This is a genomic window from Ruegeria sp. AH3, from assembly GCF_056536265.1.
On record NZ_JBQFJL010000001.1, the window covers coordinates 2,181,926 to 2,195,724 of the forward strand.

The 13,799-nt window shown below is 60.3% G+C and carries 19 protein-coding genes; 15 read left to right on the forward strand and 4 right to left on the reverse strand.

Annotation, left to right across the window (positions count from 1 at the left end; translation table 11 throughout):
* Positions 1 to 240: 240 nt before the first annotated feature.
* The 12 genes from ffh to ACR3EM_RS11020 all read left to right on the forward strand — a co-directional run bounded on the left by ffh (position 241) and on the right by ACR3EM_RS11020 (position 7,562).
* On the forward strand, positions 241 to 1,749 hold the full coding sequence (gene ffh / locus ACR3EM_RS10965; RefSeq protein ID WP_480470732.1) for a signal recognition particle protein: 1,509 nt from the start codon (positions 241 to 243) through the stop codon (positions 1,747 to 1,749).
* The gene (locus ACR3EM_RS10970; protein ID WP_480470733.1) at positions 1,746 to 2,303 is read left to right on the forward strand and encodes a GNAT family N-acetyltransferase; all 558 of its coding nucleotides are present in this window, start codon (positions 1,746 to 1,748) and stop codon (positions 2,301 to 2,303) included. Before ffh ends, ACR3EM_RS10970 begins: the two co-directional genes overlap by 4 nt.
* The gene (locus ACR3EM_RS10975; protein WP_480470734.1) at positions 2,300 to 2,851 is read left to right on the forward strand and encodes a GNAT family N-acetyltransferase; all 552 of its coding nucleotides are present in this window, start codon (positions 2,300 to 2,302) and stop codon (positions 2,849 to 2,851) included. The genes ACR3EM_RS10970 and ACR3EM_RS10975 overlap by 4 nt, the downstream gene beginning before the upstream one ends.
* Positions 2,848 to 3,387, forward strand: a complete 540-nt coding sequence (locus ACR3EM_RS10980; RefSeq protein ID WP_480470735.1) for a GNAT family N-acetyltransferase — start codon at positions 2,848 to 2,850, stop codon at positions 3,385 to 3,387. The genes ACR3EM_RS10975 and ACR3EM_RS10980 overlap by 4 nt, the downstream gene beginning before the upstream one ends.
* Positions 3,384 to 3,680 (forward strand): chorismate mutase, encoded by a 297-nt coding sequence (locus ACR3EM_RS10985; RefSeq protein WP_039541590.1) that lies wholly within the window; start codon positions 3,384 to 3,386, stop codon positions 3,678 to 3,680. Before ACR3EM_RS10980 ends, ACR3EM_RS10985 begins: the two co-directional genes overlap by 4 nt.
* A 43-nt stretch (positions 3,681 to 3,723) precedes the next feature.
* Positions 3,724 to 4,089 (forward strand): 30S ribosomal protein S16, encoded by a 366-nt coding sequence (gene rpsP, locus ACR3EM_RS10990; RefSeq protein ID WP_480470736.1) that lies wholly within the window; start codon positions 3,724 to 3,726, stop codon positions 4,087 to 4,089.
* A gap of 12 nt (positions 4,090 to 4,101) precedes the next feature.
* Entirely contained in the window at positions 4,102 to 4,737 is a 636-nt protein-coding gene (bluB, locus tag ACR3EM_RS10995; RefSeq protein WP_480470737.1) for a 5,6-dimethylbenzimidazole synthase, read from the forward strand.
* Positions 4,738 to 4,739: 2 nt separating this feature from the next.
* Positions 4,740 to 4,886 carry a hypothetical protein gene (locus tag ACR3EM_RS11000; RefSeq protein WP_480470738.1) on the forward strand — a complete coding sequence of 49 codons (147 nt, stop codon included), beginning with the start codon at positions 4,740 to 4,742 and terminating at the stop codon, positions 4,884 to 4,886.
* Positions 4,879 to 5,382, forward strand: coding sequence for a ribosome maturation factor RimM (rimM, locus tag ACR3EM_RS11005; protein ID WP_480470739.1), 504 nt, complete (start codon positions 4,879 to 4,881; stop codon positions 5,380 to 5,382). Before ACR3EM_RS11000 ends, rimM begins: the two co-directional genes overlap by 8 nt.
* Complete coding sequence (locus ACR3EM_RS11010; protein ID WP_480470740.1) at positions 5,382 to 6,197, forward strand: hypothetical protein; 816 nt, start codon at positions 5,382 to 5,384, stop codon at positions 6,195 to 6,197. The genes rimM and ACR3EM_RS11010 overlap by 1 nt, the downstream gene beginning before the upstream one ends.
* Positions 6,194 to 7,003, forward strand: a complete 810-nt coding sequence (gene trmD / locus ACR3EM_RS11015; RefSeq protein WP_480470741.1) for a tRNA (guanosine(37)-N1)-methyltransferase TrmD — start codon at positions 6,194 to 6,196, stop codon at positions 7,001 to 7,003. The genes ACR3EM_RS11010 and trmD overlap by 4 nt, the downstream gene beginning before the upstream one ends.
* Before the next feature lie 196 nt (positions 7,004 to 7,199).
* On the forward strand, positions 7,200 to 7,562 hold the full coding sequence (locus ACR3EM_RS11020; protein ID WP_480470742.1) for a hypothetical protein: 363 nt from the start codon (positions 7,200 to 7,202) through the stop codon (positions 7,560 to 7,562).
* Here the strand turns inward: ACR3EM_RS11020 and ACR3EM_RS11025 are convergent.
* Positions 7,559 to 8,362: a glycoside hydrolase family 25 protein gene (locus tag ACR3EM_RS11025; RefSeq protein ID WP_480470743.1), complete on the reverse strand. Its 804-nt coding sequence runs from the start codon at positions 8,360 to 8,362 to the stop codon at positions 7,559 to 7,561. The two genes, ACR3EM_RS11020 and ACR3EM_RS11025, sit on opposite strands and share 4 nt — an antisense overlap.
* A 377-nt stretch (positions 8,363 to 8,739) precedes the next feature.
* Here ACR3EM_RS11025 and rplS point away from each other — a divergent pair, with 377 nt between their 5' ends.
* Together rplS and rpmE are read left to right on the forward strand one after the other, a co-directional pair.
* Complete coding sequence (gene rplS / locus ACR3EM_RS11030) at positions 8,740 to 9,123, forward strand: 50S ribosomal protein L19 (protein WP_170575547.1); 384 nt, start codon at positions 8,740 to 8,742, stop codon at positions 9,121 to 9,123.
* 11 nt (positions 9,124 to 9,134) lie between these two features.
* Positions 9,135 to 9,356, forward strand: a complete 222-nt coding sequence (rpmE, locus tag ACR3EM_RS11035) for a 50S ribosomal protein L31 (protein ID WP_420586214.1) — start codon at positions 9,135 to 9,137, stop codon at positions 9,354 to 9,356.
* Positions 9,357 to 9,435: 79 nt separating this feature from the next.
* Here rpmE and ACR3EM_RS11040 read toward each other — a convergent pair whose 3' ends face one another.
* The 3 genes from ACR3EM_RS11040 to ACR3EM_RS11050 form a co-directional block, all read right to left on the reverse strand.
* The gene (locus ACR3EM_RS11040) at positions 9,436 to 10,113 is read right to left on the reverse strand and encodes an SOS response-associated peptidase (protein ID WP_480470744.1); all 678 of its coding nucleotides are present in this window, start codon (positions 10,111 to 10,113) and stop codon (positions 9,436 to 9,438) included.
* A gap of 51 nt (positions 10,114 to 10,164) precedes the next feature.
* A complete protein-coding gene (locus ACR3EM_RS11045; protein WP_480470745.1) occupies positions 10,165 to 11,754 on the reverse strand; it encodes an MFS transporter in 1,590 nt (529 codons plus the stop codon).
* A 94-nt stretch (positions 11,755 to 11,848) separates the two neighbouring features.
* On the reverse strand, positions 11,849 to 12,736 hold the full coding sequence (locus ACR3EM_RS11050; RefSeq protein ID WP_480470746.1) for an AEC family transporter: 888 nt from the start codon (positions 12,734 to 12,736) through the stop codon (positions 11,849 to 11,851).
* 218 nt (positions 12,737 to 12,954) lie between these two features.
* On the opposite strand from ACR3EM_RS11050, the gene ACR3EM_RS11055 reads away from it, so the two are divergent.
* Entirely contained in the window at positions 12,955 to 13,764 is an 810-nt protein-coding gene (locus ACR3EM_RS11055) for a division plane positioning ATPase MipZ (protein ID WP_480470747.1), read from the forward strand.
* The last annotated feature ends 35 nt before the right edge of the window (positions 13,765 to 13,799 follow it).

Genomic DNA, 13,799 nt, shown 5'->3' on the forward strand with positions numbered 1-13,799 from the left:
GACCCCGACGCGAGGACGTTAGCCCAACATAGCTTTTTGCTCAAAGCGCTTGCCTTGACTCAGGGGGCGCTTGGGCGTAGAGGACCCCAAACATCCGGAAGCGTCTGACCTTCCGGTCCCTTGAGTCGTTCAGGGATCGCCCCCCACCAGCGAGTTTCGCCCGTGGGGGCAATTGTGTATTTAACCGGTGCTTCTTATCTGAGAAGCGCCATTCGAGAACCGGCATAGGAGGCCGAAGGCATGTTTGAAAATCTATCCGAACGCCTTTCCGGCGTCTTTGACCGGCTGACCAAACAGGGTGCGCTGTCCGAAGAAGACGTCAAAACCGCCCTGCGTGAAGTTCGGGTTGCCCTGCTTGAGGCCGACGTCTCGCTGCCGGTGGCGCGCGAATTCGTCAAGAAAGTACAAGAACAGGCGACCGGTCAGGCGGTGACCAAATCGATCACGCCCGGCCAGCAGGTCGTCAAGATCGTGCACGACGCTCTGGTCGATACCCTGCGTGGCGAAGAAGACCCCGGCGCGCTGAAGATCGACAATCCGCCAGCCCCGATCCTGATGGTCGGTCTGCAAGGCTCGGGTAAGACCACCACCACCGGTAAACTCGCCAAACGCCTAAAAGAAAAAGAGGGCAAGAAGGTCCTGATGGCCTCGCTCGACGTCTATCGCCCGGCTGCGATGGATCAGCTTGCTGTTTTGGGCACGCAGGTTGGTGTTGACACGCTGCCGATCGTTCCCGGTCAGACACCGGTCGACATCGCCAGGCGTGCCAAGCAGCAGGCGACGCTGGGTGGTTATGACGTTTACATGCTCGACACTGCGGGCCGTCTGCATATCGACGAAGTCCTGATGGACGAGGTCGAGCAGGTCCGCAACGTGGTCGACCCGCGTGAAACGCTGCTGGTGGTCGACGGCCTGACCGGTCAGGTCGCCGTTGAGGTCGCCGAGGAGTTCGACGCCAAGGTCGGTATCTCGGGCGTGGTTCTGACCCGGATGGACGGTGACGGGCGCGGCGGTGCGGCCCTGTCGATGCGCGCGGTGACCGGCAAGCCGATCCGCTTTGTCGGTATGGGCGAGAAGATGGACGCCCTCGAAACCTTCGAGCCGGACCGGATTGCCGGACGTATTCTGGGCATGGGCGACATCGTTGCCCTGGTCGAAAAGGCCCAGGAAACGATGGAGATGGAACAGACCGAGCGCATGATGAAGCGCATGGTCAAAGGTCAGTTCAACATGAACGACCTGAAGATGCAGCTGGAACAGATGATCCAGATGGGCGGTATGCAGGGCATGATGGGCATGATGCCGGGCATGGGCAAAATGGCCAAGCAGATGGATCAGGCCGGTCTGGACGACAAGATCCTGCGCCAGCAGATCGCCATGATCCAGTCGATGACCAAACGCGAACGCGCCAATCCGCAGCTGTTGCAGGCGAGCCGCAAGAAGCGCATCGCCGCGGGTTCGGGGATGGAGGTCAGCGACCTCAACAAACTGCTCAAGATGCACCGGCAGATGTCGGACATGATGAAGAAAATGGGCAAGATGGGCAAAGGCAAGATGCTGAAACAGGCCATGAAAGGCATGTTCGGCAAAGGCGGCCCCTCGCCCGAGGAAATGGCCGCAGGCATGGACCCCAAGGCGCTGGAACAAGCCGCCAAAGCGATGGGTGGCAAGATGCCCGGCGGCATGCCCGGACTGGGCGGCGGCATGGCCCTGCCCCCGGGTCTAAGCGGGTTCGGAAAGAAAAAATGACACCAGCACGCTGCACCCAGCCCCCGTCCGGTAAGGCGGCGATGGCAGCGGCGCAGTATCGCGCGGCCCTGCCGGTCATTCAGACCCGGCGGCTGGTTCTGCGCGCACCCACACTGGACGATCTGCCGGTATGGACGTCGATCTGCAAAGACAGCTTTGGCGATACCGAGCAGGAAGCCTGGACCGAATTCTCTTACTATACGTCCGGTTGGCTTCTGCATGGGCATGGATTGTTTGCCGTCACCCTGAAAGAAGATGATCGGGCCATTGGCTTCGTCATTCTGGGCCTCGAATGGGACGATCGCGAGCCCGAGCTTGGCTATATGATCGACGCGGATCACCGCTTGCAGGGATACGCGACTGAGGCTTGTTCTGCCGTGCGCGATTTCGGCGTTAATCTCCTCGGATCGGGGCAGTTCGTAAGCTACGTGTCTGCCAGCAACACCCGATCGAACGCACTGGCCGAACGGCTGGGCGCATCGCGAGACGCAGTGGCTGAGCGCGCAATCGGAGCGGATCAGCATGTCTGGCGTTACAGAGAGGTGCGGTCATGAGCTTCTCGCTGCCCATCCCCGTTCTTGAGACCGAGCGCCTGATTATGCGTGCACCGTCCGAGGTTGATCTGGACGCTGACACCGCGTTCTTCGCCAGCGATGCCGCAAGGTTTGTCGGCGGGCCATTGCGCCGGGATGAGGTCTGGAGGGTGGTCGCCTCGCTGCTGGGCCATTGGGCGCTGCGCGGCTATGGGTACTGGAGCGTCGATGAGAAAGACACCGGCGCTTATGTCGGTCGCATCGGCCTGTGGTTCCCCGAAGGCTGGCCTGAGCCTGAGGTCGGCTGGACGCTGATGAACCACGCCACCGGCAAGGGTTATGCGACCGAGGCCGCGCTGGCCGCACGCACGCATGCCTATGATGTGCTGGGCTGGGATACTGCGATCTCGCTCATTGATCTCGACAATCACGCCAGCAAGGCTGTGGCCAAACGTCTGGGGGCGCAGTTCGAATATCACTATGAACACCCCAAGTTCGGCAAGACCGAAATCTGGCGGCATCCGGCGCCTGCCGATCTTGTGAATGGCGGAATGGAGGCCTACGCGTGACCTCTTTCACCATCCCCACCGTCGAGACCGAGCGTCTGATCCTGCGCGCGCCGCAACTGGATGACCTGCCCGCGATGACCGCGTTCTTCGCGACCGAGCGCAGCCATATGGTTGGCGGCCCCAAGAACGAATTCGAGTGCTGGAGCTCATTGTCGAACCGGCTGGGCCATTGGGCGTTGCGGGGCTATGGCCTTTGGCACCTGACCGAGAAATCCAGCGGCGCGTTTGCTGGCTGGGCCGGCATGATCTACGTGCCCGGCTGGGCCGAACCCGAGCTGGGCTGGACCCTGATGGCCGAGTCCGAGGGCAAAGGTCTGGGCTTTGAGGCTGCGGCGGCTGCGCGTGACTACGCGGCAAGGCATCAGGGTCTGAACGGTGTGATTTCGTACATCGCCCATGCCAATGACCGCTCACGCGCTTTGGCCGAACGGCTTGGCGCATCGCTGGAACTTGAGAATGCTGAACTTTTGGGCAAACGCGCCCAGATCTGGCGCCATCCGCAGATCGACCTGACCACCGAAAGGACCGGCCAATGACCAACCCCGTGACACAGGCTGCCGCGCTGTTGAAGGACCACCGCGAAAGCATCGACCGGCTGGACGCGATCCTCGTCTATACGCTGGGCGAGCGGTTCAAGCACACGCAGGCTGTTGGCAAGCTCAAGGCCGCACACGACCTTCCCCCGTCCGATCCTTCGCGCGAGGCCGCGCAGATCGCACGGTTAGAAGACCTGGCGAAAGAGGCCGATCTGGACCCCGATTTCGCCAAGGCTTTTCTGAATTTCATCATTCAGGAAGTCATCCGACACCACAAGAAACATCAGAATTAACCGGAAACGATCCCGGTAAACGCCATCTAAAGGAGATACCACCATGGCAATGAAAATTCGTCTCGCCCGCGGCGGCTCGAAAAAGCGTCCCTTCTATCGCATTGTTGCGGCTGACAGCCGTATGCCGCGCGATGGCCGTTTCATCGAAAAGCTGGGCACCTACAATCCGCTGCTGCCGAAAGACAGCGAAGAGCGCGTGAAAATGAACATGGAGCGCATCCAGTACTGGCTGGATCAGGGCGCTCAACCCACCGACCGTATCGCACGCATGCTGGAAGCAGCTGGCGCACGCGACAAGGCCGAGCGCAACAACCCCAACAAGGGTACCCCGGGCAAGAAAGCTCAGGAGCGCGCGGAAGAGAAAGCTGCTAAGGCTGCTGAGGCTGCCGAAGCTGCTGCAGAAGAATAAGCAGGCGGACGCGTGCAGGATCAGGCTTTTACCGACGATTTTCGCACGCAGTTCGATCTGTTGATGCGGCTCCGGCGTGATGTGCGCCGGTTCCGCACCGATGCGGTAGACGAGGCAGTGCTGACGCGCTGCCTCGACGCGTTTCGGCTGGCCCCCTCGGTGGGGCTGAGCGAACCCTGGCGCGTGATCCGCGTCAAAAGTGACGCCGCGCGGGACGCGGCATTGAAGAATTTCCAAAGCGCGAATGCTGAGGCGTTGGAGGGCTATTCCGGCGAAAAGGCTCGGCTCTACAGCCAGTTGAAACTGTCGGGCATGCAAGAGGCCCCGGTGCAACTGGCGGTATTCTGCGACGATGCCACCGACAAGGGGCAAGGACTGGGCGCGGGCACCATGCCCGAGATGCGGCGTTATTCCGTTGTTTCGGCCATCACCCTGTTCTGGCTCGCACTGCGCGCCGAAGGGCTGGGGCTGGGCTGGGTGTCGATCCTTGAACCCGACCGCATGGCCCGAGATCTGAATGTGCCCGAAACCTGGCGTCTGATCGGCTACTTCTGCGTGGGCGTGCCCGAGACCGTATCGGACACGCCGGAACTGGAACAGGTCGGCTGGGAAGACCGCACCGACACCCTGCCCGTCGAGGTACGCTAGACATGTTCGGATTGTTACGGCTTCCCATCCTGCTGATGATCGCCTTTATTGTGGGCGTGTTCTTTGAACGCTCGAACCAGCGCGAGGCCTGCGAAGGGGTCGGGCAATGGCGGGGCGGACTATGTGTAACGGAAGGCTCAAATGAGTGATCTGATCTGCGTCGGCAGCATTGCGGGATCCTATGGCGTGCGCGGCGAGGTGCGGCTGAAAAGCTTCTGCGCTGTGCCCGAAGATATCGAGGCTTATTCGCCGTTGACCGACGAAGAGGGAAAAGAACGCTATCCGGTCGTTCTGACCCGCCCGATCAAGAACGGTTTCTCCGCCCGGCTGGGTGGGGTCGAGACCAAGGAGGAGGCGGATGCGCTCAACGGCCTGCGTCTTTACGCGCGGCGTGATCAGCTGCCGTCTCTGCCGGATGATGAGTTCTATCACACCGACCTGATCGGGCTGGAGGTCTATGATACCGGCGGCACCCTGCTGGGGCGGGTCAAGTCCGTTCAGAACCACGGTGCCGCGGATTTGCTGGAGTTGCACGGCCCTGGCCTGAAAGCCACGGTCCTGCTGCCCTTCACGCTGGAGGCAGTGCCCACGGTTGATCTGGACAGGGGCCGTATCATCGCCGATCCGCCCGAAGGCCTGCTGTAATGCGCCGCGTGCTGCTGCATCTGGGTCTGCACAAGACCGGGACGACGGCGGCACAATCCTTTCTGTTTGAGAACCGAGCGCTGATCTGGCCGCATCATGCACTGGTCCTGCCCTATCGCACGCGGAATTCCGGCTTGTCCGAGGCTGCAACGCGCTACTCGCTCTATGGCACGCCCGGCGCGCTGAGCGATTTCAGCGATCAGATGCGGCAGTTTCTGAAATCGCTGACTTTCGGCCACAAGCGCGGGCTGGTGCTGAGCGAAGAGAATTTCTCGGGCCTGCGACCCAGCCGCAATCTGGCCGTCGGGTATGAGGCAGCGCCGGAGCTGGCCACCTGTCTGATCGATCTGGTCCGCGAACGGTTCGCACAGGAAGAGCTTCAGATCACGCTCTACCTGTCACTGCGCCAGCGTGAGAGCTGGCTACGTAGCCTCTGGGCTCATGACCTGCATCGCACGCGCATGGTTCTGGATTTCGACACGTTCCGCCATCGCATGGCACCTGTCGCGTCCCCGCTATCCGTCGCGGAAGAGATCAGGGGCCGGTTGCCCTCGGTTCAGGTGCGCAGCCAATGGCTTGAGGATCTGCGCACGCGTCCCTTTGGCCCCGGAACACCCTTTGCCGATTTTCTGGACCTGCCCGCAGCAGAGGCCGCGCAACTGGTTGGCCCAACCCGCGCGAATACCGGCTTGCCCGAAGACGTGCTGGCACGGATGCTGGAAATGAACCGATCCGCTCTGGACGATACGGCGCTGATCGATCAAAAGGCGGCTTTGGTTGAACGCGTTCAAACGGATCTGATCGGCACATCATGACAGACACGCCCGCAAAATCTCATGGCCGCAAAGCCATCCGCCCGACCCTGAAGCCGCGCGAACTGATGAACCCCAGCCCAGACCTGCATGGGGTGTGGAAAGCCAAGATCATCACGCTGTTCCCATCTGCCTTTCCCGGCGTTCTGGGTGAAAGCCTGACGGGCAAGGCGCTGCAGGAAGGATTGTGGCAGCTGGAAACCGTCGATCTGCGTCAGTTCGGCGTCGGCAAGCACCGCAATGTCGATGACACCCCCGCGGGCGGAGGCGCGGGCATGGTCTTGCGGGCCGATGTACTGGGCGAGGCCATCGAGCACACGATGGCGGGTATCCAGGGTAACTGGCCGCTGATCTACCTCAGCCCACGTGGCCGCCGGATGGACCAGCGGATGATGCAGAACCTGGCGCGCTGCGATGGCATGACGCTGCTTTGCGGTCGGTTCGAGGGCGTCGATGAGCGCGTGCTGGAACACTACGGCGTGCAGGAAGTCAGCTTGGGCGATTTTGTCATGACCGGGGGCGAGATCGCCGCGCAGGCCCTGATCGACGCCACGGTACGGCTGATCCCCGGCGTTCTAGGCAATCAGGCGTCAGCAGAGGAGGAAAGTTTTTCCTCGGGCCTGCTGGAGCATCCGCAATACACCCGTCCCGCCGAATGGAAAGGCCGCGCGATACCGGATATCCTGATGTCCGGCCACCATGGCCGTATCGCCGAATGGCGCCACGACATGTCCGAACAGATCACCCGCGAGCGGCGGCCTGATTTGTGGGAGAACTATCGCAAGACACAGAACGAAACGTCCGATTGACGAACAAAGTGTGGCCCGCAGGTCGCAGCTTTGGGGTTTCTTTGAACACATCTTGTGGCTGATGAAACTTAAAAATACTCATCTAAAAGATGTTGCTTAAATCAATTTCCAACCCCGTATCACGGATTGTTAGATTAAGAAAATCATTTGTCTGGCTGTGCTTGGGGTTTCGGCCTGCACGACCAAACCTCTTGAAATGTCGGTACCCACGCAGGCGGGGCATAACCTGCACTCGGCCCGGGTGGCGGTTGAGTATTGTGCCTCAGAAGCGGATATCGGCGGCAATGCTGCTGTGATTGGTGCATACCCTGCTTTCATTCTGATGTCATCGGTTTTGGTCGGTTCAGTTACCGCCTATACCGGTCGGCATGAATTGCGCCGTCAGGGTGAAATTGATCAGGTCGATCGCTGCATGACCGAACGTGGGTTCGAGCGCCGCGACCTGACTGCTGGTGAGCGTTTCTGGCTGCGAGATTCGGTCGGAGAGGAGCGTGTGCGTCGGCTTGACCACCTTGTGAGTGGTGGCACAATCGAAACCTATGGCGTGCCAACAACTTAAGGTGTCCCCGCCTTCCACCGCGCCCAGATTTCAGGCGCGCCGTTGAAGGTGTTGATGTCCACCTTGCCCTGCACACCCGGCACCAGCCCGGTGCCGGTGTACTGCCAGAACCGCCAGATTGCGCGCGGATAGACGTTGCGGGGATGGCCCGCGACCGAGCGCAACCAGAACTCGGTTTTGGGCAGGCGACCGATATCGGTGTCCTGATAGAAATCCACGGTCGTATAGACGATCGGGCGGCGGCCATAGTGACGTTCGAGGATATCGAGGAACTTTTGCGCCTCGGACCGCACCGTGCGGCCATCGGGGCGCAGGGTGCAGGTTTTGGAATGAGGCGTCCACTCCATATCGAGGACATGCGGCAGGTCGGCCCCTCTGGGCACGTTGCGGATGAACCACCGGGCTTGTTCCGCCGCGGGACGGCAAAAATAGTAGTAGTGGTAAGCGCCCCACGGCACACCTGCCGCCTGTGCCCCGCGCCGATGCTCTTCAAACATCGGATCGGTGAAGTCCCCGCCTTCAGTCGCCTTGATGAAGACAAAGCTGACGCCCGAAGCACGGGCGGTGCGCCAGTCGATTGGACCCTGCCAGCGCGACACGTCCAGACCATGCACCGGATAATGCCCCGGATGCCGCCCTTCCCACGGGTGCGGGTCGGCATCCCCGAACGCAGGGAAGATCACTGCAGGAGGCGTCGTGTCCGCAAAGGCCTGAGGCTCGACGGTCTGGGGGGCGGGGCCGCGGCGACCGCAGGAGAGAACGGCAAGGGCTATGGCAGCCAGCAGGAGGGCTTTGCGCATCATCTGGAATATCTCAAATCTGCTCTTGTAATTGCCTCCAAAATGCCTGATCGGGCGGACAAGGCAACGATACTTTTGCGCGACGGCAAAAACCCACCGCCACAGGTCGCGAATTATAGCAGTTTAGGCTTGATCCCTGCCCTCAAAGCCCGTAAAGCACCGCAATCCGGTGTGGCTTTGCGCGACTCCGGTGTTTTGGTTTGCATCATGGCGTGACGCCCGGCTTTCTTCAGCCAAGGCGCGTCAGGGCGGACCGGACCAAAGGAACATTCGATCTGATCTCTGGCGGGCTGTACGCAGGACCCGATGAAGACCAAGAGCTCTCAGGCCGTGCCCAAACTTCGTGGACCAACCACGAGCAGATAGGAGTTAATGCGATGGACCTGATCGCACAGCTTGAGGCGGAACAAATTGCCGCCCTGGGGAAAGACATCCCCGACTTCAAAGCCGGTGACACCATCCGTGTCGGCTATAAGGTGACCGAAGGGTCGCGCACCCGTGTGCAGAACTACGAAGGCGTCTGCATCGCGCGCAAGAACGGCGAAGGCATCGCCGGATCGTTCACCGTCCGCAAAATTTCGTTTGGCGAAGGCGTGGAGCGTGTGTTCCCGCTGTACTCGACCAACATCGACAGCATCACCGTTGTCCGCCGTGGCCGCGTCCGTCGCGCCAAGCTGTACTACCTGCGCACCCGTCGTGGTAAATCCGCACGTATCGCAGAGGTCACCAACTACAAGCCCAAGGCTGGCGCCGAGGCGTAAGGAGCGGAAAGATGAAAAAAGACATCCATCCCGATTATCACGTCATCGACGTCAAACTGACCGATGGCACCGTGGTTCAGATGAAATCCACCTGGGGCGCCGAGGGCGACCAGCTGGCCCTGGAAATCGACCCCTCCGTGCACCCCGCATGGACCGGGGGCGGCGCGCGTCTGATGGACGCCGGCGGCCGTGTGTCGAAGTTCAAGAAGAAATACGAAGGTCTGGGTTTCTAAGCCTAAGCCGTTTGACATGCGAAAGGCCGTCCCTTTGGGCGGCCTTCTTTGTTTTAGCCTGCCGCGTTTTACATCAGGCTCAGAAATCAAACCTAGTCTGTACAGGGGGTGTGTACGGCTCGATCATATCCTCGCCCTCGGCACCGCGCTTGATGGGTTTTACGGTGTGATATTCAAACCGGCCCTCGTAATGTGTGCCCAACGATTGCTGCGCCTCTTGCGCCGTCGTAACGCCGGAAAGCCAGTTTTCGATCTCATCCGGGGTTAGGATCACCGGCATTCGGTTGTGAATATGCGCGATCTGCGGGCTGGGTGTGCGGGTCAGGATCGTGCAGCTGTGGCTGCCGTCAACGGTTCGATAGAACCCGGCAAAGAACATTGCTGGGGCGTTGCGCTGAACCGTGATGTAGAGCGGGCAATCATGGCCTTGATCCTTGGGCCATTCATAATAGCCCAGCGCTGGGATAAGGCAGCGCCCCTTGTTCCAATATTCCTGCCAGAAGCTAACATTTTCGATCTTCGAATTGATCATCGGCTTCTTGCTGCGCGGGTCCTTGATCTGCCAGCGCGCCGTGGCCAACTCAGCCCTCTCACCGTCCCAACGGACAATACCAACCCGATTGGTGGGAGACACATTGTACCCGCCCGAAGGCAGTTGTTCGGGCAGATGAGGCGAGACCTTGCCGTAGAGAAAATATTCGATAATCGCCAGCATTTCCCGCTGCGTCAGATGACCGGCTGCAAATTTTCCACACATGGCAAAAGCTTAGGCCGATTGATCGGTCGTCACAAGGGAACCATTGGGCCGTCAGTCCCTGGTCAGATCCACCGCGCTGTGAACAGGTGGGACGGGTCCCTTCAGCAACATCAGCGCAAGCAGCATCGCCACGATTGCCGCGATTGCAGCGACCAGCATTGCGCTGTCAAAGGCGTTATCCTGAAGATCGCGCAATGCTTTGGCCAGCTGTGCGCCGCTATCCGGGTCCAGCCCCGTGATCAGTTGCTGAACCTGACTGGGAGTGCCATGCGTCAGAGCATGGGCTAGGTCGGCACGTTGGGTGGACCCTGCGGGCAATGCATCGATGACCTCGGACAGCCCTCGGCGGATGGTGATGGATTCGGCCAGTCCTCCGACAACCGCGCCCAGGGTCGCTCCGAAATACAGGAATGCGTTGATCACGCCTGATCCCTGGCCGACATGTTCTTCGGGCAGCAGGCGCAGACCGAGGCGGGGCAGCAGCGAAAAGCCGATCCCCAGACCGATCCCGACGATGACCAGTTTCCACCATATCCCCGAATAGCTGGTGGTGTTCGTGGTCGTCATCAACAGCAGAAATCCACAGGCCATGAACCCCATGCCCAGCGCGACCGGCCATTGAAAGCTGTAGGGCGCCAGGAATCGCGGCGCGGTGACGGATATGATGAACATGCTGATACTGAGCGGCAGGATCGCACTGCCTGCGCCAATCGCGGAGTATCCGAATGCATCGGGCGATTGGACGAAGACATTGAAGTAGACAAAGAAGGCAAAAAGCGTGAAGCCGGTGAAGAACATTCCGGCCGCCGCCATGAAGTAGCGAGGATGACGGAAGTATCGCAGCTCGATCAGCGGGTCCCGGCTGCGTCGGGACGTCAGGACGAGCGCCACCACCGCGCAGGCCGAAACAGCCAGCGGAACCAATGTCAGGGCCGTCCCCCACCCCCTGCTTTCCCCATTGCTGAGTGCAAAGGACAGTGGGCCGAGAAGCAGGATCATGGCAATAGCCCCGGCATAGTCGAATCTGGCATCGGCCTGACGCATGTCCGGGACATATTTGTGTTTGCTGACTTGCAGCCCGATCACAAAGGCAATGGCGAGCAGCACCAGATCCGTGGCGAACACGGCTCTCCAACTGACATAATGCGCAAAGGCGCCGCCAACGATGGGGCCGACGCCGATGGCAAGGCCGACAATCGCTCCCCAGGCACCGGTGACGCTTGCACGCTGGTCCTCGGGCGTGGCGGCGGTCAGGATGGACAGGGATGTACCGAACAGCGCCGCAGCCCCTGCCCCTTGCGCACCGCGCCCAATCAGGATCATCGTCGCATCCTGCGAAATCAGGGCAAGGGTCGATCCGACAGCAAAGACGATCATACCAAAGAAAAACACGCCCATCTTGCCGGTGATATCCCCCAACCGGCTGACGATGGTCACAAGCGTCGCGCTGGCCACCGTATAGGCCGCCATCACCCATTGCAGGCCCGAGGGGGTCAGATCGAACTCGGCCTTGAGATTGGGCAGGATGGTTGCAACGGCCGTGGTGTTGAACCCGACAACCATCATGCAAATGGCCGTCATCAGCAGCACCATGCGCGCGCCACCCGCAACAGATCCGCCATCGGGTTGATTGGTCGACATTGCTCCCCCCTGCAGAAAGCCGCGCGCCATCGCAGCGCGCCGCCAATTTAACACACGGGCATTAAAGCATTTTTCTACGTTCAGGCATAGGGCGTCAAATCCAGTAGGACAACGCCAGCGGCAGCACCAGGATCGTCGCCAGTGTCGACACCAGTATAAAGCCGGCCACATCCGGCGCATATTCAGGCACGTGCTGGTCGATGAACAGATAGGTCGCCACGGATGATGGCATCAGGCAACAGAGAATGACCGCCCCGCGTTCCGCCCCGGTAAATCCGAACGTCCAGACCAATGTGCTGGCGATGACGATGGCCAGCCCTAGGTGCAAAACCGTCAGCAGAACGGCACGGCCAAGGCTTTTGATGCGCAGTGTCGCCAGGGTATGCCCAAGCGTCAACAACATCAGCGGAATTGAAAGCCCGCCCAGAATGTCAAAGGACTTGGAAATCGGCTGCGGCAAGCTGTGACCCGTCGCCATCAGCACCAGAGACAAGGCCACCGCGTAGATGATCGGAGAGGTCGCAAGCTTCCTGGGTGAAAACTCCCCGGCCGGTATCCACATGCCAACAGTGAAAATACTGATCAGGACCACCACCACAAAGGCCATTGTGTAGGCCATCCCCGCGTCACCCAGCGCCAACAGGGTGATCGGTAAGCCTATGTTGCCCACATTGCCGTGCATCAACGGGGTCAAAAAAGCGCGGACCGGCAGCCGCAGCAGCTTGAGCAGCACAAACCCCATCACGCCGAAGCCTGCGATGGCCAGAGCAGCCGCCGTCATGAGGTCCAGAAAAGTCCCGACCGCGATCTTTGTGGTCGAAAGATGAGAGATGATCAGCGTCGGATATCCCACCTTCGAGACAATCCCGCCAATAACTTTGTTGTCGAACGGAGCTTTGATCAGGGCCAGCCCATAACCGATTCCAGCGCAGATCAGCACCGGCAAAACCACGTTCAGGACGTTCAGAAACAGGTGATCCAAAGACAGTCCTCGATCGCGGTTGCCATGTCCGGACAGTGAAACAGAGGGGGCAATTTGACAAGTGTTCGCGCTAAGCCCCGCCCGCTGCTTGGTTTTCCAAAATCGTCTCTGATATTGTCCCTCAGAGACGCCCGAGGTCCTTTCCTTCGCCGTCCACACAACATATAGTGGCAGGCAACAACGTGTGGGCAAACACGGCGGGACTTGGGAATACAGGCATGGCACATATCATTGTGGTCGGGAACGAAAAGGGCGGCGCAGGTAAATCGACCGTGTCGATGCATGTGGCCACCGCTCTGGCGCGGCTGGGGCACAAGGTCAGCACCCTGGATCTGGACCTGCGCCAGCGCAGTCTGGGGCGCTATTTTGAAAACCGCCTGAACTTCCTAAATGGCTCGGAGTTGTCCCTGCCCAGCCCGCGCCATCACGATCTACCCGAGATCGACGCCAGCATGTTGAAACCGGGCGAGAACATCTATGACCATCGCCTCTCAGCCGCTGTGGCGGAACTGGAAAGCGACAGCGATTTTATCCTGATCGACTGCCCCGGCTCGCATACGCGACTGAGTCAGGTGGCGCACTCGCTGGCCGATACGCTGATCACGCCGCTGAACGACAGTTTCATCGATTTCGATCTGCTGGCGCGGATCGATTCCAAGGGCGAGAAAATCCTTGGACCATCTGTCTATTCCGAGATGGTCTGGAATGCTCGCCAGTTGCGCGCGCAGGCGGGGCTGAAGCCGATTGACTGGGTGGTCGTGCGCAACCGGGTCGGGACCCAGCGCATGGTCAACAAGGAGAAGATGCAACGCGCGATCGAGATGCTGTCACAGCGCATCGGTTTCCGCATCGCCTCGGGCTTTTCCGAGCGGGTCATTTTCCGCGAGCTGTTCCCACGTGGCCTGACCTTGCTGGACCTCAAGGATATCGGGGTCAAACAGCTCAACATCTCGAACATCGCCGCGCGGCAGGAATTGCGCGACATGATGAAAGAGCTGAACCTGCCGGGTGTTGAGATCGATTTCTAGATCATTTTGGCGCATACTGCGTCCCGATTGCCCGG